This is a genomic window from Alkalilimnicola ehrlichii (genome assembly GCF_003399765.1).
GTDB lineage: Bacteria > Pseudomonadota > Gammaproteobacteria > Nitrococcales > AK92 > AK92.
Map to the genome: position 1 here is coordinate 119,165 of NZ_NFZV01000001.1, position 21,146 is coordinate 140,310.

At 57.1% G+C, this 21,146-nt stretch carries 26 protein-coding genes and 1 pseudogene; 18 read left to right on the top strand and 9 right to left on the bottom strand.

What is annotated here, in order from left to right; translation table 11 throughout:
* The first annotated feature begins 5 nt into the window (after window positions 1-5).
* The 9 genes from CAI21_RS00545 to CAI21_RS00580 all read left to right on the top strand — a co-directional run bounded on the left by CAI21_RS00545 (window position 6) and on the right by CAI21_RS00580 (window position 7,400).
* The gene (locus CAI21_RS00545; RefSeq protein ID WP_258867949.1) at window positions 6-716 is read left to right on the top strand and encodes an alpha/beta fold hydrolase; all 711 of its coding nucleotides are present in this window, start codon (window positions 6-8) and stop codon (window positions 714-716) included.
* Between the two features lie 15 nt (window positions 717-731).
* Entirely contained in the window at window positions 732-1,610 is an 879-nt protein-coding gene (gene bioC, locus CAI21_RS00550; RefSeq protein WP_116300496.1) for a malonyl-ACP O-methyltransferase BioC, read from the top strand.
* A gap of 11 nt (window positions 1,611-1,621) precedes the next feature.
* Window positions 1,622-2,332: a dethiobiotin synthase gene (bioD, locus tag CAI21_RS00555; protein ID WP_116300497.1), complete on the top strand. Its 711-nt coding sequence runs from the start codon at window positions 1,622-1,624 to the stop codon at window positions 2,330-2,332.
* Window positions 2,333-2,463: 131 nt separating this feature from the next.
* Window positions 2,464-2,964, top strand: coding sequence for a DUF2244 domain-containing protein (locus tag CAI21_RS00560; protein WP_116300498.1), 501 nt, complete (start codon window positions 2,464-2,466; stop codon window positions 2,962-2,964).
* 39 nt (window positions 2,965-3,003) lie between these two features.
* Window positions 3,004-4,167 (top strand): cytochrome c oxidase subunit II, encoded by a 1,164-nt coding sequence (gene coxB, locus CAI21_RS00565; protein WP_116300499.1) that lies wholly within the window; start codon window positions 3,004-3,006, stop codon window positions 4,165-4,167.
* 26 nt (window positions 4,168-4,193) lie between these two features.
* Window positions 4,194-5,798: a cytochrome c oxidase subunit I gene (gene ctaD, locus CAI21_RS00570; RefSeq protein WP_116300500.1), complete on the top strand. Its 1,605-nt coding sequence runs from the start codon at window positions 4,194-4,196 to the stop codon at window positions 5,796-5,798.
* A gap of 145 nt (window positions 5,799-5,943) precedes the next feature.
* Window positions 5,944-6,480: a cytochrome c oxidase assembly protein gene (locus CAI21_RS00575; protein WP_116300501.1), complete on the top strand. Its 537-nt coding sequence runs from the start codon at window positions 5,944-5,946 to the stop codon at window positions 6,478-6,480.
* Window positions 6,481-6,540: 60 nt separating this feature from the next.
* A complete protein-coding gene (locus tag CAI21_RS25425) occupies window positions 6,541-6,675 on the top strand; it encodes a hypothetical protein (RefSeq protein ID WP_309544617.1) in 135 nt (44 codons plus the stop codon).
* 53 nt (window positions 6,676-6,728) lie between these two features.
* Window positions 6,729-7,400, top strand: coding sequence for a cytochrome c oxidase subunit 3 (locus CAI21_RS00580; RefSeq protein WP_309544616.1), 672 nt, complete (start codon window positions 6,729-6,731; stop codon window positions 7,398-7,400).
* A 118-nt stretch (window positions 7,401-7,518) separates the two neighbouring features.
* Here the strand turns inward: CAI21_RS00580 and CAI21_RS00585 are convergent, their stop codons facing one another.
* Window positions 7,519-7,731, bottom strand: coding sequence for a twin transmembrane helix small protein (locus CAI21_RS00585; protein WP_116300502.1), 213 nt, complete (start codon window positions 7,729-7,731; stop codon window positions 7,519-7,521).
* Window positions 7,732-7,818: 87 nt separating this feature from the next.
* Here CAI21_RS00585 and CAI21_RS00590 point away from each other — a divergent pair, with 87 nt between their 5' ends.
* The 4 genes and pseudogenes from CAI21_RS00590 (at window position 7,819) to cyoE (ending at window position 11,104) form a co-directional block, all read left to right on the top strand.
* Window positions 7,819-8,532, top strand: a complete 714-nt coding sequence (locus CAI21_RS00590) for an SURF1 family protein (protein ID WP_116300503.1) — start codon at window positions 7,819-7,821, stop codon at window positions 8,530-8,532.
* A complete protein-coding gene (locus CAI21_RS00595) occupies window positions 8,516-9,136 on the top strand; it encodes a hypothetical protein (protein WP_147305009.1) in 621 nt (206 codons plus the stop codon). Before CAI21_RS00590 ends, CAI21_RS00595 begins: the two co-directional genes overlap by 17 nt.
* 5 nt (window positions 9,137-9,141) lie before the next feature.
* Complete coding sequence (locus CAI21_RS00600) at window positions 9,142-10,161, top strand: COX15/CtaA family protein (protein WP_116300505.1); 1,020 nt, start codon at window positions 9,142-9,144, stop codon at window positions 10,159-10,161.
* 14 nt (window positions 10,162-10,175) lie between these two features.
* Window positions 10,176-11,104 (top strand): annotated as a pseudogene (cyoE, locus tag CAI21_RS00605) (heme o synthase).
* 767 nt (window positions 11,105-11,871) lie between these two features.
* Here cyoE and CAI21_RS00610 read toward each other — a convergent pair.
* Both CAI21_RS00610 and CAI21_RS23035 read right to left on the bottom strand, forming a co-directional pair.
* The gene (locus CAI21_RS00610; RefSeq protein ID WP_116300506.1) at window positions 11,872-12,546 is read right to left on the bottom strand and encodes a YiaD family glycine zipper/OmpA-like lipoprotein; all 675 of its coding nucleotides are present in this window, start codon (window positions 12,544-12,546) and stop codon (window positions 11,872-11,874) included.
* Window positions 12,547-12,715: 169 nt separating this feature from the next.
* Window positions 12,716-12,886 (bottom strand): hypothetical protein, encoded by a 171-nt coding sequence (locus CAI21_RS23035; RefSeq protein ID WP_181919200.1) that lies wholly within the window; start codon window positions 12,884-12,886, stop codon window positions 12,716-12,718.
* A gap of 327 nt (window positions 12,887-13,213) precedes the next feature.
* Here CAI21_RS23035 and CAI21_RS00615 point away from each other — a divergent pair, with 327 nt between their 5' ends.
* Window positions 13,214-13,453 carry a sulfurtransferase TusA family protein gene (locus CAI21_RS00615; protein WP_116300507.1) on the top strand — a complete coding sequence of 80 codons (240 nt, stop codon included), beginning with the start codon at window positions 13,214-13,216 and terminating at the stop codon, window positions 13,451-13,453.
* 73 nt (window positions 13,454-13,526) lie between these two features.
* On the opposite strand, the gene sohB is transcribed toward CAI21_RS00615, so the two are convergent.
* Window positions 13,527-14,513 carry a protease SohB gene (gene sohB / locus CAI21_RS00620; protein WP_116300508.1) on the bottom strand — a complete coding sequence of 329 codons (987 nt, stop codon included), beginning with the start codon at window positions 14,511-14,513 and terminating at the stop codon, window positions 13,527-13,529.
* Between the two features lie 73 nt (window positions 14,514-14,586).
* Here sohB and CAI21_RS00625 point away from each other — a divergent pair, with 73 nt between their 5' ends.
* The 4 genes from CAI21_RS00625 (at window position 14,587) to hspQ (ending at window position 17,424) form a co-directional block, all read left to right on the top strand.
* A complete protein-coding gene (locus CAI21_RS00625) occupies window positions 14,587-14,859 on the top strand; it encodes an ORF6N domain-containing protein (protein WP_116300509.1) in 273 nt (90 codons plus the stop codon).
* 155 nt (window positions 14,860-15,014) lie between these two features.
* Entirely contained in the window at window positions 15,015-16,115 is a 1,101-nt protein-coding gene (zapE, locus tag CAI21_RS00630; protein ID WP_116300510.1) for a cell division protein ZapE, read from the top strand.
* 183 nt (window positions 16,116-16,298) lie between these two features.
* Window positions 16,299-16,961: a hypothetical protein gene (locus CAI21_RS00635; RefSeq protein WP_116300511.1), complete on the top strand. Its 663-nt coding sequence runs from the start codon at window positions 16,299-16,301 to the stop codon at window positions 16,959-16,961.
* Window positions 16,962-17,106: 145 nt separating this feature from the next.
* Window positions 17,107-17,424 carry a heat shock protein HspQ gene (gene hspQ / locus CAI21_RS00640; RefSeq protein ID WP_181919201.1) on the top strand — a complete coding sequence of 106 codons (318 nt, stop codon included), beginning with the start codon at window positions 17,107-17,109 and terminating at the stop codon, window positions 17,422-17,424.
* Here the strand turns inward: hspQ and CAI21_RS00645 are convergent, their stop codons facing one another.
* The 5 genes from CAI21_RS00645 to proC all read right to left on the bottom strand — a co-directional run bounded on the left by CAI21_RS00645 (window position 17,425) and on the right by proC (window position 21,137).
* Window positions 17,425-17,850, bottom strand: a complete 426-nt coding sequence (locus CAI21_RS00645; RefSeq protein ID WP_116300513.1) for a DUF4426 domain-containing protein — start codon at window positions 17,848-17,850, stop codon at window positions 17,425-17,427. It abuts the gene before it with no gap.
* A gap of 13 nt (window positions 17,851-17,863) precedes the next feature.
* Entirely contained in the window at window positions 17,864-18,463 is a 600-nt protein-coding gene (metW, locus tag CAI21_RS00650; protein WP_472973963.1) for a methionine biosynthesis protein MetW, read from the bottom strand.
* A complete protein-coding gene (metX, locus tag CAI21_RS00655) occupies window positions 18,463-19,617 on the bottom strand; it encodes a homoserine O-succinyltransferase MetX (protein ID WP_116300514.1) in 1,155 nt (384 codons plus the stop codon). The genes metW and metX overlap by 1 nt, the downstream gene beginning before the upstream one ends.
* Window positions 19,618-19,733: 116 nt before the next feature.
* Window positions 19,734-20,309 (bottom strand): YggT family protein, encoded by a 576-nt coding sequence (locus CAI21_RS00660; protein WP_116300515.1) that lies wholly within the window; start codon window positions 20,307-20,309, stop codon window positions 19,734-19,736.
* Complete coding sequence (gene proC, locus CAI21_RS00665; protein WP_116300516.1) at window positions 20,310-21,137, bottom strand: pyrroline-5-carboxylate reductase; 828 nt, start codon at window positions 21,135-21,137, stop codon at window positions 20,310-20,312. It lies immediately after the preceding gene.
* Window positions 21,138-21,146: the final 9 nt, after the last annotated feature.

The following is a 21,146-nucleotide window of genomic DNA, read 5'->3' on the forward strand; positions in this document are numbered from 1 at the left end:
TTATTATGCTGCCCGGTTGGGGCATGAGCGCCGTCGTTTGGCGCGATTGGGCCGAGGCTTTGGCTGGCGAATGGTGTGTTCATTTGTTCGAGCTGCCCGGACATGCGGGCGATCCTGCAGAAGACTTTGACGTCGCTACGCTGCGTGCTCAGCTGATAGAGTCCGCACCGGCCGGAGCCGTTTGGGTCGGCTGGTCCTTAGGCGGAATGTTAAGTCTGCAATTAGCGCACGAAACCGCTGCCGCCGGAATGTGTCTCATGGCTACTAGCCCTCGTTTTTGTACCGGCGACGGGTGGTCGGCCGGTGTCGACCCGGCTGCTTTGCGGGCCATGCAAGCCGGGCTTGAGCAGGGTGTCGAACGGGTCTGGCGGGAGTTTCTTGGGTTATTAGGGAGTCGTGGCGGTACCGCGCGTGCGGAGGTGAAGGCTCTGCGTTATCGGCAACCGACTCCCGCTGCCGGCGCGACGGGTTTGCAAGCAGGGCTTCGTTATTTATTAACAACCGATTTGCGATCGATGGTGGCTCGGATTGAGACGCCGACGCGTTGGTTGGTGGGCGAGCTAGACCCGCTAATATCGCCCGCAGCGGTGGAGGGTGTCGCATCCTCCATGGTCGCTGCCAAAGCGACATGCCTGCTTGGAGCAGGCCACGTCCCGTTTTATAGTCACCGGGCCGAACTCGACGCTGCGTTGGCCGAGTTGCGGCGAATGCTGTAGCGACTAGGGTGTTTCATGAGCGAATTGGATAATTACCGACCGGAGAAGGCAAAGCTTCGCGATGCCTTTGATCGCGCTGCCAGCCGTTACGATGAAGTCGCCGTGTTGCAGCGAGAGGTCGGCGAGCGTCTATTGGGGCGCTTGGACCTCGTGACGCTACAGCCGGAGCGTATCTTGGATGTGGGTGCCGGAACGGGATACGCTGCGCGCGCGTTACAAAAGCGATACCGAAAGGCCGAAGTCATCCCTTTGGATATCGCGCCATCCATGTTGCGCCAAGCCAAGCGGCGTGGCGGCTTTTTGCGTCCCTTGCGGTGCGTGTGCGGCGATGCCGAGGCTTTGCCGCTGGCGAGCAACAGCGTTGATCTAGTTTTCTCTAACTTCACCTTACAGTGGTGTCACGATCTCGATCGTGTTTTCGCTGAGTTTCAGCGGGTACTCAGGCCCGGCGGGCTGGTGATGTTTTCCACCTTAGGGCCCGATACGCTAACGGAGTTGCGGCAAAGCTGGTCTGCCGTAGACGACGCCGTTCACGTCAATGCCTTCATCGATATGCACGATGTTGGAGACGCGCTCGTTCGAGCGCACCTGGCTGAGCCGGTTATGGACGTCGAGCACTTCACGCTCACCTACGACAAGGTGCGCGACCTGATGGGCGACCTGAAAACCTTGGGTGCGCATAACGTTAGCGCCGGGCGCCGGCGCGGTTTGACTGGCAAGGGGGCTTTAGAAAAAGTCTATCGCGCCTATGAGCGTTTCCGCGATGCGGAGGGCCGTTTGCCGGCAACCTATGAAGTCGTTTATGGCCATGGCTGGGGGCCCGATACCTTGCCGCAACGCCCGGACGCGACAGGTGCGGTGCGGGTGCCGGTAAGTAGCCTGCGTCGTTCATAAGGAAGCTCTTTATGCTAAACCGGGGCATTTTTGTAACCGGAACCGATACCGAAATCGGCAAAACCGTCGTTACCTGCGGCGTACTGCATCGCCTGCAAGGCGAAGGGTTCGCCGTGGCCGGTATGAAACCGATTGCCTCCGGTTGTCGGCGGACCGAAGCCGGTTTGCGTAACGAGGATGCCGAAGCGATTCGCGAGGTCGTCGGCCGCGCAATTCCCTATGAGCAGGTTAATCCTTATGCCTTGGAGCCGGCCATTGCTCCCCACTTGGCGGCTGTCGAGGCTGGCGTGGTGTTCGACTTTCCGCGTTTGCAGGCGGGTTATCAACGCTTGGCCGCGGAAGCCGACTATACCTTGGTCGAAGGTGCCGGCGGTTGGCGTGTGCCGCTCGGGCAAGCGCGGGAGATGAGCGATTTGGCCGCTGCGCTGCAATTGCCGGTGCTGCTGGTGGTCGGTGTCCGCTTGGGTTGCATCAACCATGCTGCCTTAACCGCCGAGGCAATTCTTGCAGACGGCCGCCCATTGCTTGGATGGGTGGCCAATCTGGTTGCTGCTGATGATCCTTACCTTGACGCACAGGTGGATACCTTGCGCCAACGCCTTCCCGCCCCCTTATTAGGCATTGTGCCTCATCAACTATCCCTCCTGTCGACGTTACGGCGGGTGCGATTGACCTGGGTCAATTTTTGCATCGCGTGGACTTTTGTTGCTAATTGTCAATAACCTCTAAAACCATATGGTTTTTGGGTGCTTGAACTGCTCTAGAATGCACCGCAGCCCAGGGCCTTCCTCTGCGCGTGTCTTCCGCCTTCTGGGTGCTTGAAGACGGTAGCGCAACAGAAAAGGGATCCGCCATGGTGGCCATTGAGCATGATGATGAGCAGTGTGAACGCTGTTTCGTACTTCAACCGGGTTCCGGGGCACAATGGCGGGCAACCATGATGGTTTTTGCATTGATCGCCCTGACCTGCCTTGGCGTTGCGGTAAGTCTGGCTTTAGCCGGTTATTGGCTGATTCTGCCCTTTGCCGGTGTCGAGGTCATGGTTTTGTACTGGGCGCTTCACGCATCCGCGCTTAGGGCTGCCCAGCGCGAGGTGATCTGGATAGGGACATCCGAAGTGAAAGTACAGAAAGGGCGAAAACGGCCGGAACAGCAGTGGCTATTCCAGCGGGTTTGGACGGAAGTTCACCTCGAACCTTCCGGTCATCCTTGGTACCCGAGCCGTTTATCTCTTCGATCGCGAGGTCAAGAGGTCGATATTGGGGGGTTCCTGCAGGAAAACGAGCGAGTCGCGCTGGCTCGCGAGCTGAAACGTTTTATCGGACCGATGGCGGCACCGGGACGCGGTGTGTGAGCGCCGGCCTGTGAATTCTCACACTGGGAGCAGCATGGGATGAAGGTTACAAAAAGACTGGGTGCTAGGCTTGGCTTGGGGCTTGGCCTGCTATTGGCAGCGGGGCCTGCTGCCGCAAGCTGGGGGATGAATTTGACTCGGGGCGTTACCTCGCTCAGTCAATCCGTCTATGACTTGCACATGCTGGTCCTCTGGATCTGCGTTGTGATTGGTACGGTAGTCTTCGGACTTATTCTTTGGTCCGTGATTCACCATCGCAAGTCCCGCGGCGTTACCGCCGCGCAATTCCACCACAGCACCGCCGTTGAAATTGCATGGACCGTCGTGCCCATGTTGATTCTGATCGCGATGGCCATTCCGGCTACGCGGGTGCTCGTGGCTATGCACGATACTGGGGATGCCGACGTCACCATTAAAGTGACTGGCTACCAGTGGATGTGGGAATACGAGTACATCGACGAAGATATCCAGTTCTTCAGTCGCCTTGACCGGGAGAGCGACCGAGTTCGTCAGCTTCGTTCCGGGCTCGATCCGCGCGAGGTCGAGAACTACCTGCTGAATGTCGATAAGCCGTTGGTCGTGCCGGTGAACCAGAAGATTCGGTTCCTGCTGACCGCTAACGACGTGATTCACTCTTTCTGGGTGCCAGACCTGGGTTGGAAGCGGGATGCCATTCCAGGCTTCATTAACGAAGCTTGGGCGGAAATCCAAGAGCCGGGTATTTATCGCGGCCAGTGTGCCGAGCTGTGCGGTCGCGATCACGCGTTTATGCCGATTGTCGTGATCGCAAAATCGCAAGAAGACTATGAAGCCTGGATTGCCGAGCAGCGTGCGGAAGCGAACGGTGTTCCGGAGGTGGCCGCGGAAGAAGCGCCTGTCGAAGAAGCTGTCGCCGCCGATATGGACATGGACGACCTCATGCAGCGTGGCGAAGACGTCTACGGTGCTCAATGTGCCGCCTGTCATCAAGCCGACGGTCGGGGCAATCCGCCGATGTTCCCGACGCTGGCCGGCAGTGATTTTGTCGTTGGCCCGGCCGAGGATGTTATCGACATCGTTCTAAACGGCCAGGGGGCGATGCCACCTCTTGGTGGGGTGCTCGATGACGCCGATGTGGCTTCGGTTGTGACATACATTCGCAATGCCTTCGGCAACGAGACGGGTGACGTGGTGCAGCCCGCCGACGTGCAGGCGGCCCGCTAAAGGGTTCCTTGGGAGGAAAGCCAGAGATGACTGCAGCAACACACGACGAACATCATGCCGGACCGCCGAGCAGTTTCCTCGACCGGTGGCTGTTCACGACGAACCATAAGGACATTGGTACTTTATACCTGCTGTTTGCGCTGCTGATGTTTTTTGTCGGCGGTGCGATGGCAATGGTAATTCGCGCCGAGCTGTTTCAGCCCGGCATGCAACTGGTTGATCCGTACTTCTTCAACCAGATGACGACCATGCACGCGCTGGTTATGATTTTCGGCGCCGTTATGCCGGCCTTCGTCGGTCTCGCGAACTGGATGATTCCGATCCAGATCGGTGCGCCGGACATGGCGTTACCGCGGATGAATAACTGGAGCTTCTGGATTCTTCCGTTCGCCTTCGCCATCATGCTCGCGACCTTTTTAATGCCTGGGGGCGCTCTGGCAGGTGGCTGGACCATGTATCCGCCGCTGATGCTCCAGCACGGGATGGCTTTCCCGTTCGCGATCTTCGCGATTCACCTGCTGGGTATTTCCTCGATCATGGGTGCGATCAACGTCGTCGCTACCATTCTGAACATGCGCGCACCGGGTATGACCCTGATGAAAATGCCGCTGTTCGTTTGGACGTGGTTGATTACGGCTTATTTGATCATCGCGGTTATGCCGGTACTGGCAGGCGCGATCACCATGTTGCTGACCGACCAGTACTTCGGCACCAGCTTCTTTAGCGCCGCCGGTGGTGGCGACCCGGTTATGTACCAGCATATTTTCTGGTTCTTCGGCCACCCCGAGGTTTACATCATGATTCTGCCGGCCTTCGGCATTGTCTCGGCGATCATTCCGACGTTCGCTCGTAAACCGCTGTTTGGCTACAGCTCCATGGTCTATGCCGTTGCTTCGATCGCCTTCTTGTCCTTCATCGTGTGGGCGCACCACATGTTCACGGTCGGCATGCCGTTGGCGGGCGAGTTGTTCTTTATGTATGCCACCATGCTGATCGCAGTCCCAACCGGGGTGAAGGTCTTTAACTGGATTGCGACGATGTGGCGCGGCGCCATGACTTTCGAAACGCCGATGTTATTCGCCATCGGGTTCGTGATTCTGTTCACCATCGGCGGTTTGTCCGGCATTATGTTGGCGATTGCTCCGGCCGACTATCAGTATCACGATACCTACTTCGTCGTTGCCCACTTCCACTATGTCCTGGTGACCGGGGCGGTGTTCTCCTTGTTCGCCGCGGCTTACTACTGGCTGCCGAAGTGGACCGGCCACATGTACGACGAACGTTTGGGTAAATGGCACTTCTGGCTATCGGTCATTACCGTGAATGTGCTGTTCTTCCCGCAGCACTTCCTCGGCTTGGCCGGTATGCCGCGTCGTATCCCGGACTATGCGGTTCAGTTCACCGAGTTCAACATGATCTCCTCCATCGGCGGCTTCGCCTTCGGATTGAGTCAGTTGATCTTCGTCTGGGTGGTGATTAAGTGCATCCGCGGCGGTGAAAAAGCAACCGACCAGGTCTGGGAAGGTGCGCGTGGCCTCGAGTGGACCTTGAGCTCGCCGCCGCCGTATCACAGCTTCACGACGCCGCCAAAGATCGAATCGAGTGCGGGTCTGGAGGGCAGCCCGCGGTAACCCGCGGGCTCGTACGCCATGCAAGACGATAAACAACGGACCGAAGCAGCGCGCCGGCGCCGGATTCGATGGACTGTCGCAATTCTGGCGCTGGTCGCTCTCGGGTTTTATGTCAGTGTCATCCTAGGCTTGATACGGGTGTGATATGTCGGAGAATCGTGAGCAGCCCAAGCGGCACGGCCGTACTGTCGGAAAACTGTTGGCGGTTGCATTCGGGATGTTCGCCTTCGGGTTCGCATTGGTACCTTTGTACCAAGTTATCTGCGAGGTCACCGGTCTCAATGGGTTCGTGTCCAACCGCATCGTTAACGAGCCCATGCCGGAGGTCGATAAGAGCCGGACGGTAACCGTCGAGTTTTTGGCTAATGTGGGTGGCGGGGCCAACTGGGAGTTTCGCCCGACGGTTCGGACGATGGAGGTCCATCCGGGCGAGATTTATACCACCAGTTACTACGCCCGTAACCCGGCCGGGGACGCAGCGGCGGCTCAGGCAAGCTACAGCGTTGCACCGGGAAACGCGGCGCGTTACTTCGGGAAGCCCGATTGTTTTTGCTTTACTCGGCAAGAGTTCGATGCCGGAGAGGGGCGGGATATGCCGGTCACCTTTTTCGTTAGTCCGAACCTGCCGGCTAATGTAAACCGCGTCACGCTGGCGTACACTTTTCACGAACTAGCGAACTAAAACGGCCTGAACAGCTCAGGCAGAGAACGATTGCCCAAATCGGCATAAGGGGATTGGAGAATGGCTCACGCACAAGCGGCCTATTACGTACCGCACCGTACTGTACTCCCAATTATCGGAACCATTGGTTTGACGCTTATTGCGGTGGGTGCTTCCGGCTACCTGCAAGGGCTTGGCTGGGGGGGCCGGCTCTGATACTTGGCATCCTCGTCGTCTTGGGGATGATGTGGGGCTGGTTCGGCGCTGTCGTGAACGAGAGCGTCTCCGGGCTCTATAGCGAACAGATGGATCGCTCTTTCCGTTGGGGCATGATTTGGTTCATTTTCTCCGAAGTCATGTTCTTCGCCGCTTTCTTCGGCGCCTTGTTCTATGCCCGTGTGTTCTCGGTGCCATGGCTTGGTGGCGCCGATCCCGCGACCAGTGTCCATATCTGGGATACGGTGGTGCTTAGCTGGCCGACGGCGGGGCCGGGTTTCCTCGATCTAGAGTTCGAGCCGATGGGCGCTTGGGCGTTGCCGACCATAAACACCCTGATTCTGTTGACGTCCGGCGTTACGCTGACGATTGCGCATCACGCACTAAAAGAGAATCACCGCGGCAAGCTTATTTGGGGCTTGGCGGCCACCGTTGCGCTCGGTTTCATCTTCCTCGGTTTGCAGATGTATGAGTACGTTCATGCGTATCAAGATCTGAACCTGCGAATGGATACCGGGATTTACGGCTCCACTTTCTTTATGCTGACCGGGTTCCACGGCTTCCACGTGTTAGTGGGTGCGGTCACCTTGTTGGTCATTCTCGCGCGCTGCATTAAGGGGCACTTCACGCCGGAGAATCATTTCGGATTCGAAGCTGCCGCTTGGTATTGGCACTTCGTGGATGTGGTCTGGCTGATCCTGTTTGTGTTCGTTTACATTCTGTAAACCGCTACAGCCTTGGGGAGCCGCCGTATTCGTTGTGGCGGCTCCCCTCCTGCGATTTCCTTCCGGTAGGCTGGCGGCGGTTAGCGGAATCCAGCCGGCACTGTTTCAATGTTTAGGTTTAAAACGGTTGGTTGGGTGTAATCACGCCCGTTAGCACGCCAGCTACGATGGCGAGAAATAACGCCATTGAGAGGCCGATGCGCACCGTTAATGCTTTTACCGTACGTTTCGAAGAGGCGTCGTCCTTGAAAAGATAAAGCAAGGCGGACGCGAGGCTTGCAAGGATTATAATCAGAGCGACGACAACGGCGCTCTTGATGATTAGGGTCATCAATACCTCCGTACGAGTATTGTTAGGCCGAACAGTATAAGCGATGGCACAGGCTGCTACGACAGCGGCTGGAGAGTAATAGAGTCTATGCGCATCGGCGCCTATTCATTCCGCCCCAGTTTGATTCCCACCCTGGCGACCTTGGTGGTCTTTCCCATCTTGTTGTCGCTGGGGTTCTGGCAGTTGGACCGCGCCGAGCAGAAGCGAGACTGGGAAACGGCGCGGGAACAAGGTCGTTCCGCCCCCGTCGTCAATCTGAATCATGTCCAGCCGCTTTATGCGGAAAGCCAGCAGCGACAAGCGGAGGCTACCGGACGGTTCGACCCCGATCGGCACTTTATTCTGGACAATCAAATTAGGCATGGCCGTGCCGGATATCGCATCTTTACACCTTTGTTGCTCGAGAATAGCGAGCGGGCGATTTTGGTCGACCGGGGTTGGGTGCCGGCCGATTTTGATCGCAGCCGTTTACCGGATGTGGCTGTTGACGGCTCCGAAGTCCAGACCTTGCTCGGTCGAATCGACCGTGGCCCGTCGGTGGGAATGCGGATGGGAGTACCTGGCGACGGCGAGGGGTGGCCCGAGCGGATCTTGTATATCGATTTCGAGTATATGCAAGAGCGCCTGCCGTATCCTCTCATGCCGTATATGTTGCGGCCCTCGGAGGCGGAGCCGGAGGAAATCACAGCCTCGATGCCGCCCGAAAAACATGTTGGGTATGCCGTGCAGTGGTTCGCATTGGCGGGCACGTTGATGGTGATATACCTCACGGTCAATTTTAAACGTGAGCGAGAAGACTGACGTGGAAGTGGATAAAGCGACGCTACGTCGTAACCGTATTAAGTTAGTGTCCCTGGCGGTGTTGTTTTTCGGACCGGTTATTTTGGCGTGGGTGTTGCTCGCTATTGGTTGGCGTCCCGATGTCACCGTCAATCACGGCGAGTTTATCGAACCGCCGGTGCCGCTGGCGACAGAATCGTTACAGCACCACGGGGAGCCTTTGGCAGTCGACCAAGTGCGAGGGCGTTGGACGATCGTTCATTTGTATCCTAGTGGCTGCAGCGAAGCGTGTTTAGCGCTGTTGGATGAAACGGCGCGGGTGCATGTTGCGTTGAATCAGAATCAAGATCGCGCGCGTCGACTCCTTATTGTCCCCGATACCGCTGAATTCCCGGCTTCGTTGGAGGCTGACGAGCGGTTAGTACAAGTAACGGCGCCAATCGGTTTTTTCGATACTTTGGCGATCGATCCGGCAGGTACCCTGGTACTTGTCGATCCCGCCGGCTTAACTATCATGCAATACGCTCTTCCGTTGGAAGCGCGCGGCTTGCTTAAAGACCTTGAGCGGTTGATGCGAGCTTCTCGGCGCGAACTTGAGCGGCACCAAGCGAAGGTCGAGGATTGAAGAAAATGGCGAAACCCTGGTTTGCGCGTCTTGCTCTGATAGCAGCCATCTTTGCATTTTGTGTGTCCGTCGTCGGTGCCTTCGTGCGTTTAACCGACGCCGGATTAGGTTGCCCCGATTGGCCCGGTTGCTATGGCCGTTTAGTGGTCCCGCAGAGTGAAATGGCGATAACGCTTGCTAACGAAGCCTTCCCCGAGCGTCCGGTGGAAATCGCCAAAGGCTGGAAGGAGATGGTTCACCGTTATCTCGCCGGCATTCTCGGTTTGATGATCTTTGCGTTGTCTATCGGCGCCTTGAAGGATCGTCGCGAAACCGGCCAAGGTGTGGGGTTGCCGGTCTTTCTTTCCGGGTTAGTAATATTCCAGGCCATCTTGGGCGCCTGGACGGTGACGTGGCAATTAAAACCCGTTGTCGTCATGGGTCACCTGTTAGGCGGCGCAGCTACGATTTCGCTGCTCTGGTGGCTTGCTATGCGAGAGAACGGGTGGTTCCGCGATACCGGCGAGCGTATCCACAGGCGGTTACGTGCCGTGGCCGTGGCGGTAACGGCGGTTGTGGTAGTTCAAATAGCGCTGGGCGGTTGGACGAGCGCGAACTATGCGGCGCTGGCTTGTACCGATTTCCCAACCTGTCATGGGCAGTGGTGGCCGCGGGCTGACTTTGGGGAAGCATTCGTTCTATGGCGTGGCTTGGGCGTTGACTATGAATTCGGGATTCTCGACAATCCGGCGCGCGTAGCAATCCAGTTAACCCACCGTATCGGTGCGGTGGTGACCTTGCTCGCGGTGCTGGGGCTGGTGGCTTATTTGCTGACCAAGGTCAGAGACCGCGTTTTACGCAACATCGGTTGGGTGCTTGGCGGTTTGATTCTTATTCAATTTGCCCTTGGTATCAGCAATGTTCTACTGAGCCTCCCGCTGTCTATTGCGGTCGCGCACAATGCATTCGGTCTCCTGCTGTTGGTGACTATGGTGACGCTGTTATTTACATTGCGGCATCGTAAACTTGATCCGGCGAGCGCCTGAAAGGGGCCGAGACGATGATCAGTAAGGGCTTATCACACATAATGACTGTGCCTCACGTATTACGCCATTGGCGAGATTACCTGGAGTTGTGTAAGCCCGGTGTGGTTGCGCTGATGGTATTTACCGCAGTGGTGGGTATGTTGCTCGTCGATCCGCAGTATATTCATTGGCAGCCGATGCTATTAGCGTGCATCGGTATCGCATTAAGCGCCGGTTCGGCGGCGGCGATTAATCACCTGGTGGATCGTCAGGTCGATGCGCAAATGGCACGGACTCGGGCGCGTCCGCTGCCGACCGGTAACATCCGTACCGTTGAGGCGGTTGCGTTCGCGATTATTTTGGGAGTTGCGGGGCTCGCCGTCCTGTTCTTTTGGGTAAATCCGCTAACCGCTTTGCTGACGTTCTTGTCGCTTATCGGCTATGCGTTTATTTACACCTTATACCTAAAACGGGCGACCCCTCAGAACATCGTAATCGGCGGGGCGGCGGGTGCCGCGCCGCCGGTGCTGGGTTGGACGGCCATGGAAGGGGCGATCAACGAGTACTCCTTACTGCTGTTCCTGATCATCTTCGTATGGACGCCGCCGCATTTTGGGCATTGGCCATTCACCGTCGGGAAGAATATGCCAAAGTCGATATCCCGATGTTGCCGGTGACCCATGGCGATCGCTTCACGCGGTTACAGATTCTGCTCTACACCGTCCTACTCTTTTTAGTGACGCTGTTGCCTTATCTGACGGGGATGAGCGGGCTGATTTATCTGGCGGGAGCCATGCTGTTCGGTGCCTTGTACATTTATTATGCGATACAGCTTAAGGTATCGGACGACCCTGCCCTGCCTATGCAAGCGTTCCGCTTCTCGATTACGTATTTGATGGGAATTTTCGCGGCGCTGCTATTAGATAGGTATTTGCCGCTCGCTTATAACGCGTTAGTGGGGTGAGGCGTACTGGCGTAACCGCTTAACGGGTCAGCGTAAAAGGGCCATCGGGCTTTTGTGAGATGGTTCTGGTGTTGGTGGTTAGAGGTTGTGCGCTTCGCGCGATTGGTTTGGAAGGCGGGGTTCCGCCCCCGCACGGCGGGTTCCTTTTCTTGCTTGCCCAAGAAAAGAAACCAAAAGAAGGGCAGCCCACTGTCTCGCCCCGCCTGCGGCGGGGTCCCTGCGATGCTCGGCGAGCCAAAGGGCGAAGTAAGAGCACTTCGTTCTCAGTTCTTTGCGCTTCCAAACAACCGCACCCTGTTAACCGGCTCCGTCTTACTCCTTTGGGAAGACGTGGATCGAAGGGTCTTGCTCTTGCCCGTTGGCGCTGCCGAGCATCGCAGGGCACCCCGCGTTAGCGGGGCAGCGCCTCCGTGTCGCCTTTCTTTTGGTTCCTTTTCTTTGGCGACGCAAAGACTCATTCGCCGGGAGCGAATGAGGTGCGCTAAGCGAGCCGAAGGCCGAAGACCAGGGAGGGTCTGAGCCAAAAGGAACTCGCCCAGGAGGGCGAAACAGGGCGTTAAGCATCACTACAGGCAATAGCGACTAAGCGCAGGCCCCAGACGCTGCCGTGCGGGGGCGGAACCCTGCCTTCTAAATCAATCGCGCGCAGCGCACCACCCTTAACCACCGCCAACAGAAACTAACCCCAACAAAACAATCACCCCACCAAACCGCGATGAACCAAAAAAAGCCGGCCGGAGGGAGCAGCCCCCGGCGGCTTTATCGTTTTAGTTTTCGGTCAGCGGCACCAGCGTCAACTCTACGCGACGGTTCTGAGCCCGTCCCTGTTCCGTATTGTTGTTGGCGATGGGATGATTTTGCCCGTAGCCGCGGCTGATGATACGCCGGGTATCGACGCCCTGATTCGCCAGGTGGTTGGCGACGGCGTTGGCACGGCGCTCGGACAGGCCTTGGTTATAGGCCGCGCTGCCTGTGCTGTCGGTATGGCCGGCGACTTCGATGATCGTTTTCTCATACCGTTGGAGAACGAGGGCGACGGAATCCAGAACCTCGGTAAAGCTGGGTTGAATCGACGCTTCGTCAAAACCGAAGGTGATGTTGCCCGGCATGTTCAGGGTGATGTTGTCGCCGTGTCGGGTGACGCTGACGCCGCTGTCTTCCAGCTGTCGACGCAGTTCGTTTTCCTGCTGGTCCATGTAGTAGCCAACGCCGCCGCCGGAAAGTCCGCCTATGCCAGCGCCAATAAGCGCGCGCCGGCGGCGATCCGAAGCATCGTCTCCGGTTGCTATACCGATTGCCGCGCCGGCGATGGCGCCGATCGTCGCGCCGGTTGTCGCACGGCTGGTTCGTTCTTCGCGAGTGTAGGGGTCCAGCGTTGTACAGCCAGCGAGAATGATCGCAGCGGTCGTTAGCGCCGCGCCGCGAGAGAGTAAACGTTTCATCGAATAACTCCTGGAGTTGCGGGCCGGCAGTAGCGCAGGCCTGCGATGGTCACTTGAGTAAGAGGTTTGCGCGCCGGTAGACGACGCAGCCCCCGATACGAGGAAAAAGACTCTGGGCAGCCGGAAGAAGTTCCCTTGGTCGGCCTTCCGTCTAGAGCCTCCTTCGCTACTACTTTTTACCGTATTCGTTGTTCATCACATCTAGCCACCGTTCGTGCTGCGACTGGGCGTCGTCGCGCCACTTCTGGACTTCTTCGCGGCTGTATTCTTCTCGCAGCTCCTCGTCGCTGACGGAGCGAGGATCGTGTTCGCTCTTCGTGCCGGGGGTGAGGTCACTCATGGGGTAGCCCTCCAAACTGTAAAAGTTATCTCTATGCGTACTGCGCCGCCCGCGGCAGGGTCAAGGAGCCTTCGGTAACTCCAGTGCACGCAGGATTCGGCAGCTATTGTACCCGCATTCGCCGCCAAAATTCGCTATACAGTTGTCGCTGCCCGATCGCTAACGAATTAAACAACGAGAGCCCGCGATGCTTGCTTGGTTCGCCTGCTTTTGTGTGTTCGCGCTTTAGTCACCGCAGAAAATATACCGAATACCCTGTTAGGCTTGACCCGGACGACCTGTCTCCAAACAATACGGCGTCTGTCGCACCTTAACCTTGGTGATGCTATGAGCAATGCTTTCGATGCCGATCTTGACGTTCGTGGCCTGAACTGTCCTTTGCCGATCCTAAAGACCAAAAAACAACTGGTCGTGATGGAACCCGGCGAATTACTACGTGTGCGGGCAACCGATCCGCATTCCGTCATCGATTTTATGGCCTTTTGCGAAAAGACCGGCAACGATTTGGTCGAGCATTCGGAGCAAGACGGCGAATACCACTTTCTGCTCCGCCGCAAATCAGACTGAGGGAGTAGCAAGATGCTGAAAGATTGTTTTCAGCATCTTGTCATCGGCTGATCCCCGGCGTCGCACGAGTGGTTTAGCGTTGCATGAGCTTGGCAATAGCCGACTCGAACGCGATCGACAGTCGTTTGCCTAGCTTTTCTTTATGCTTAAAGCTTAGTTCTAGCAGTGTTGCGTCTTTGCTTGCGGCCAGTAGGTAGTCGTCGCTGGTTTTGAGTTCGTCGACAAGGCCGAGCGACAATGCGCGTTCGCCGAACCAGTGTTCGCCCGTAGCGACTTTGTCTAGCTCCAGCTGTGGCCGGTGCTGGCGAATAAAGTCTTTGAATAGGGTATGGGCATCTTCGAGTTCTTCGACAAATTTGGCCCGGCGTTCGTCGGTATTCTCGCCGAACATCGTCAGCGTACGCTTGTACTGACCTGCCGTGTGTTGTTCGAAGTCGACATCGTGTCGTTGCAGTAGGCGATGAAAGTTCGGTACTTGACCGATAACGCCGATAGAGCCGACGATGGCGAACGGTGCGGCCAGAATGCGGTCGGCAACGCAGGCAAGCATGTAACCGCCGCTGGCAGCCACCTTGTCCACGGTAACGGTTAGAGGAATACCGCGCTCGCGTATCCGAACTAGTTGCGAAGCCGCCAAACCATACCCGTGCATGACCCCGCCGCCGGTTTCTACGCGTACCACCACTTCGTCGTCCTTGCCGGCAAGCGTCAGGAGCGCGCTCACCTCCTGGCGTAGGTTTTCTACCTGGCTGGCACGAATATCGCCAACGAAATTAAGGACAAAAATACGCCGCTTCGCGTCCTTGGCTTGCTCTTCCTTATGCTGTTTGGCACGTAGCTTGGCGAATTGTCTTAGCTTCTTGCCGCCGAGGAGTTCCTGCTGAATCGCCATTTCCATGTTGTGGTAGCGATCGTTGAGACGGCGCACTTCCAGTCGCTCCCGGCTTCGTTCGCGACCGCGCACACTCAGCGCGGTTAGAAACAATGCCAAGACAACAAAGGCCGCCGACAGCGTGACGGTTTTCATCAAAAACAGGCCGTAATCCTGCCAAAACTCCATTAGGGCTCCTTATCGTTAGCCTTTGCCAGGGGTACAGTATAGGGCGCTGTGTCGAAATCCTATAGGTTCTGCTATGAAGCCGTTGCTTGAGCCTTTCGTCTACCGTGGCTGCGAAGTCATGAGCTTTAAGCAACTTGATCTGTTGAACGAGGCGCCAAAGGGGAGCGCCTTTCGCGCGTTCAAACGGCGTTTGCCCGAGTTGATTGAAGATGAGCATTATTTTTATCTCGACCCGGTGCGGGATGCCGATGCTTTAGGCCGGTTGCGAGAGCGGGGCCTGCTTTATCTCGGCAGTCCGCACGCGGTGTTAATTACCCGCAGCGGTTATCGCCTGCTACGCGAGTAATGAGCCCCCTGTGTTCTTGAGCTGCGGCCGGTAGGACAAAGTGCAGACATTGCTTTTGAGTAAGCGTTGTTAAGGTGTTGCGACTCACGGGTGGGCTTTTGTCGGAGCACGGTGGCTGCGATAATGCGGCACGCCTATGCTTGCGGTAGTGAAGAATGACGCTAAAGACTCCCTTAGACCGTTATCGAGCGGATTTACAGCGCCCTGAGTTTATCTACGATCCGGCGCAGGAAATGGCCGTCGGGGAATTGCAGGCTTTGTATGAAGCATTATTGGTTAAGCCTGCCCCGCGTGCCTGGGACCGCTTGGTCGCTAAAATCGGCAGGAAGACCGTTGAACCTGTGCGCGGCTTATATTTCTGGGGCGGTGTCGGACGCGGTAAGACCTACCTGGTGGATACCTTCTTCGAAGCGTTACCGTTCGAGGAAAAGCGCCGGCTACACTTTCACCGCTTTATGCGTGAAGTACATGCTCAGCTAAAACAACTGAAAGACCAGCAGAACCCGTTGCGGGTGGTCGCACAGCGGTTTGCCGAGCAGGCTCGCGTTCTGTGTTTTGACGAGTTCTTCGTTTCCGATATCGCCGACGCCATGATATTGGGTGGTTTGTTCGAGGCTTTGTTCGAGCGGGGCGTAACCTTGGTTGCTACTTCGAACATCGAGCCGGACGGATTGTATCGCGACGGTTTGCAACGGGAGCGTTTTCTACCTGCGATCTCGCTGATTAAGCAGCACACGAAGGTTGTGAATGTCGATGGCGGCACCGACTATAGGCTACGCTTTCTGGAACGAGCCGAGATTTTTCACTCGCCCCATGATGCGAAGGCCGAAGCTTTGCTGGAGGAGGACTTCCTGCAGATAGCCGGTGCGAAGGGAGAAGCTGCCGTGGCGCTCGACATCGAAGGCAGGCCTATTCGTAGCCGGCGTGTGAGCGATGGCGTCGCTTGGTTCGATTTCAGCGAGTTATGCGATGGCCCGCGGAGTCAGAGCGACTATATCGAACTCGCACGCTTGTTTCATACGGTGTTATTGTCGGATATTCCGGCTTTTACGTATGAACGAGACGATCAGGCGCGGCGTTTTATCAGCTTGATCGACGAGTTCTACGATCGTAACGTGAAGTTGCTGATGACGGCTGCCGTGCCGCCGGCAGAGCTTTATCAGGGGCGCCGGCTGGCGTTTGCCTTCGAGCGGACAGTCAGTCGGATCGAAGAGATGCAGTCTAAGGAGTATTTGGCGCGCGCGCATCGTCCGTAGTAAGGGCTCGGATCTAACAGTTTTCTTTTCTCGCGGCTCGGGTAGTGACAGGGAGGTACTGCACGGCATGGCGAATCATCCGCTACAAAGAATTGTCCGCGCCCATGGCGGGCAATCGCGCTGGGCCGACGTGTCCGCCGTGATGGCTTGTGTGACTATGGGGGGTGGGAGTTCGCCTCGCATTTGCATCCTAATCCCCTGCGCGACGTTGAAGTGACTGTCGCTGTAGCGGAGCCGGCGCTGAGTTTTAACGGCTATCCGCGCGCCGGTACGGTGGGTTATTTTTCCTCGGAGCGGGTTTGGATAGAAGACGAAGCGGGCAAAACGGTGCAAGCGCGCGACAATTCCGCTCCTTCTTCCCGCTCGTTTCGAAACTGGTTCGCCTGGGATGAGTTGGATGTCCTGTATTACGCCAGTCACTTGCTTTGGCAAACGTTGAGTTTGCCAGCGTTGTTGCTGCGTTCGGAATTGCACACTGAGCGGTTGCCCCCGCAATATGCTTACGGTAGTCGTTGGTACCGACTGCTTGCGCGTTATCCGGAAACGATGCCCGTTCTGTCGCGAGAACAAACCCTGTATACGGACGCGGCGGGGCTGGTTCATCGCCTCGATTATCGGTCGTCCTTATATGGCGGTTGGATGGGGTTAGCCCAGCTCTGGGAAGGGCACGAAACGTTTTCCGGCGCGGTGTTCCCCACGCGCCAAACGTTACACCCTTACCTGCTGGGCGGCCAGGTATGGCGTCTGACCGCCTTGGTGTGGTTGGAGTTGAACGATATTAGTCTGACCACCGCTGCGACGAAACCTGCTACCTCCGCCATGGGAGACCAGCCGGCCGTTCCTTAAAACGGCCGGGTGCGTACCTAACCAGCTTGTCATGATGTGTGGTCGTCTCCAGCTATCCAAGATAACTGCCCTTTCATTTTGCTTACATTCTGGCAGTCACCATAATCCGGGATATTCGACCCGGATGAGGAGGAGGGTCGAAAAGATGAGAACGACTACAGCACGTTTCCATGTCGGCCAAGTCATTCGCCACCGGGATTTTGGCTACCGAGGCGTGGTCGCCAACGTCGATCCGCAGTTCGAGGCCAGCCCGGAGTGGTACGACATGATGGATAGCGCCGGCCTGAGTCAGGATTTGCCGCGCTATTATGTGCTAGTGGACGGCGAGGATTACGCAACCTTTGTCGCCGAGGGTCAGCTGGAGGGCGACGACTCGGGGAGGCCGGTTACGCATCCGCATATGGGGGAGTTTTTCAGCGATTTTCGCAAGGGTACTTATATAACCCGCAAGCCCCTTAACTGATCAATCGACATGGAAGGTTCGGCTGAATGCGACGTGAAGAATGTCCGAACTCCCCTCGGGGATGATCTCCAGGCGGAATCGCACCCGCTTTTCGTTTTCGATCGGGAAGGTGCCTAAATACGAATAGGTATTGCCGCTTCGCAAGCGGCGCAGCTCTACAGGCACATCGCCGCCGCCTGCGTCGCTTGCATCGATACGAATACGGGCCGTTATCGGTTTATTGTCTTCGTGTACGGAGATCATCAGCACGCCCCGCGTGCGGCTGCGGAAGACCCCATAATTTTGCGCCATTTCCGGTTGGAGTATTCCGCTTGGAAAGGCGTTGTAGTAGACCTGATAGTCGCCGAAACTCTGCGTGTTTTGCGCGTGGGCGGGCGCCGATAGCAGTATGAGAAGCGCCAAGCAGCTCGCTAGCAAGGTTTTCATAAGGGTATATCTCCTAACGCCGTCGGAACCGGTACATGGCAATCTCGCCCATCAAGTTCGGCAGTAGCCGGCTCGGCCAGCGGCGGCGGTGAGTATGGTCTAACACCATGCGCTGCAAAATGCGGATTCCCTTACTCTCGCAAAGTGCTTCGAAGTCTCGAATTGTGCACAGATGAATATTCGGCGTATTGTACCAGCTGTGCGGAAGGGCGCCGCTCATGGGCATGCGGCCTTTCACCGTAAGGTGAAAACGAAGCCTCCAGTGGGCAAAGTTGGGAAAGGTGACGATGCCCTCGCGGCCGACCCTGAGCATCTCGTCGAGCAACCGGTCGGGATAGTTGACCGCTTGCAGCGTCTGACTCATAACGACGTAATCGAAAGAGTCTTCGTCGAAATCCGACAGGCCGCGGTCAAGATTGGTTTGAATGACATTAACCCGGTTTTTGACGCAGCTAACGATATTGTCGGGATCGATTTCCAACCCGTAACCGCTAACTTCGCGAGTCTCCTGCAGGTGTCGCAGTAAGGTGCCGTCGCCACAGCCAAGATCCAATACCCGCGAGCGAGGCGCAATCCACCGACTGATAATTTCCAGGTCCGGTCGCATCGCCATCAGACGCCTACCTCCCGTGCCACGTTCGCCAGGTAGGAGCCGAGCACCGCTTGGTAATGGGGAATCGGCATGAGGAACGCATCGTGCCCCTGCGAGGCTTCGATCTCGCTGTAGCTGACGCTTTTATCGCCATCTAGCAGGGCGCGTACGATCTCGCGGGAGCGTGACGGCGGAAAGCGCCAGTCGCTGCTGAAGGAGAGAACAAGATAACGCGCGGTGACGTGCGCAAGGGCCGCCGATAGATCGTGGTCGTGAGTGGCTGCGGGATCGAAATAATCCAGCGCCTTGGTCATCAGCAGATAGGTATTGGCATCGAAGCGATCGACAAAGCTACGGCCTTGGTAGCGTAGGTAGCTTTCCACTTCGAACTCGACATCGAAGCTGAACTTCAATTTGCCGTCGCCTTTGCGCATTTCGCGGCCGAACTTGGCGCGCATCGCATCGTCGGATAGGTAGGTGATGTGGCCTAGCATCCGAGCAAGCGCTAAGCCGTGTTCGGGCTGTTTATTCTGCTCATAGTAACGACCGCCGTGAAATTGCGCGTCCGATAGTATGGCTTGTCTGGCCACTTCGTTGAAGGCGATGTTCTGCGCGGAGAGTTTCGGTGCGGCGGCAATTAATACGGCATGTCGCAAGCGCTCGGGGTAGTCGATCGACCACTGTAAGGCTTGCATGCCGCCCAAGCTACCGCCGACCACCGCGGCCCAGGTTTCGATGCCGAGCACATCCGCCAATTGTGCTTGGCTGCGCACCCAGTCGCCTACCGTTACGAGCGGGAAATCGGAGCCGTAGGGTTCGCCCCGTGTCGGATGAATGCTGCTCGGGCCGGTGGAGCCGTGACAGCCCCCCAAATTGTTACTACACACCACGAAAAAGCGATTGGTGTCGATCGGCTTTCCAGGGCCGACGCAGGCTTCCCACCAACCGGGCTTGCGCTCGTCTTCCGAGTGATAACCGGCCGCATGGTGGCTGCCTGAGAGCGCGTGACAGAGCAGGATCGCGTTGCTGCGGTCTGCGTTCAGTTCGCCGTAGGTTTCGTAAACCAAATCATAACTCGACAGCTCGCGTCCGCAGTCGAGCGGTAGCGGCGTGTCGAAATGATGGGTCTGCGGTGTGACGAGACCGACGGAATCGGCCGGCAGCGTCTTCGACATCGTTCTATTGGTGGCCCCTGATGTAGGTGGAGGGCAGTCTAATGTCCCTGTACTGGCATCGCAAGCGAAGCAGCCTTGGTTTTGCGAGTCGCTTCGCTTGCGAGCATCCTTATCCGTTATTGTATCGCGAATGCTAAGTGTTGGATCGGGGGTAATATCAGCATTCGCAGTAAGTAAATACCGATCAATGCAACCATCGGCGAGAGGTCTAGCCCGGACATCGGCGGTAAAAGCCGCCGTATGCGACCTAATACCGGCTCGGTTAGGCTGTAGAGCAAGGGCAGCGCCGGATTATAACTGCCGGGGTTGATCCAGCTAATGACAACCTGGATCAGAATAGCGAACAGATAGACGTATAGGAATAGCGATATCAGTTCGTAAATCGACAGTACGAACAACGGCGCGAGGAGCATCGGGCCGCCGCGTAATGCATTAATGAGTAGAAAAGAGACGAATTGCAGGACGATCATGATCAAGATCGCCGCAAAGTCTATCCCGCCCCAGCCGGGGATCACCCGTCGCGCCGGGCGTAGCACGGGCTGGGTTATCTTAACCAGAAATTGCGATATCGGGTTGTAGAAATCTGCCCGGACCCATTGCAATAGAAACCGCAGCATAATAGCCAGGGTATACAGGCCGAACAGAGTGCCGATAAGGAATTCGATCGGGTTGGTAAAATACTGACCACCCATTTACTGTTCTCCCAGAATCTTTCCGAGTTCCGCTGCGCGTTGCGCAGCGGCGCGTACGGCGTCGTCGATCAGTGTCCGGATATCGCCTTGCTCCAGAGTGCTAATGGCGCGCTCGGTCGTGCCGCCCGGCGATGTTACGCGTTGCCGCAGGACGGCCGCATCCTCTTCGCTTTCCAGCGCCATCTTGGCCGCGCCCAGCGCTGTCTGCAAGGTTAACAGGCGTGCGGTCTCAGCCGGTAGTCCTAGTTTTTCGCCGGCTTGCTCTAACATTTCAATGAGCAAGAAGAAATAAGCAGGCCCACTGCCGGAAATGGCCGTCACGGCATCCATCAATTGCTCGTCGTCGAGCCACTGGGTGAGTCCTGCCGCCCGCAAAAGCGATTCTGCCAAATCTCGCTGGTCGTCGCTGACATGCCGGTTGGCATACAGTGCGGTCGCTCCCGTTTGGACGAGCGCCGGCGTGTTGGGCATCGTGCGCACAACAGGCACTCCTGCGCCTAACCACCGGCTCAGGTCGCTTTCCCGCACGCCGGCCGCAATTGAAATTACCAAGGGTTTGCGGGCCTGCACGCAGGGTGCCAGTGCTTCGGCTACTTGTCGTAGCATTTGCGGTTTGACCGCAAGTACGATGGCATCGGCCTGCTTGGCGGCAGCGATATTATCGTCGCCGACGTGGACTCCGAAGTCGGCGCCGAGCTGCGATAGGCGTTGTTTGTCCGGGTCGGTGACGTGAATGGCGTCAGCCGGGTAAGCGTCGGCGATAAGGCCGCCGACCAAGCTGCGCGCCATATTGCCGCCGCCTATGAAGACGATCCGTGCTGCTGTCATCAGAGTCCT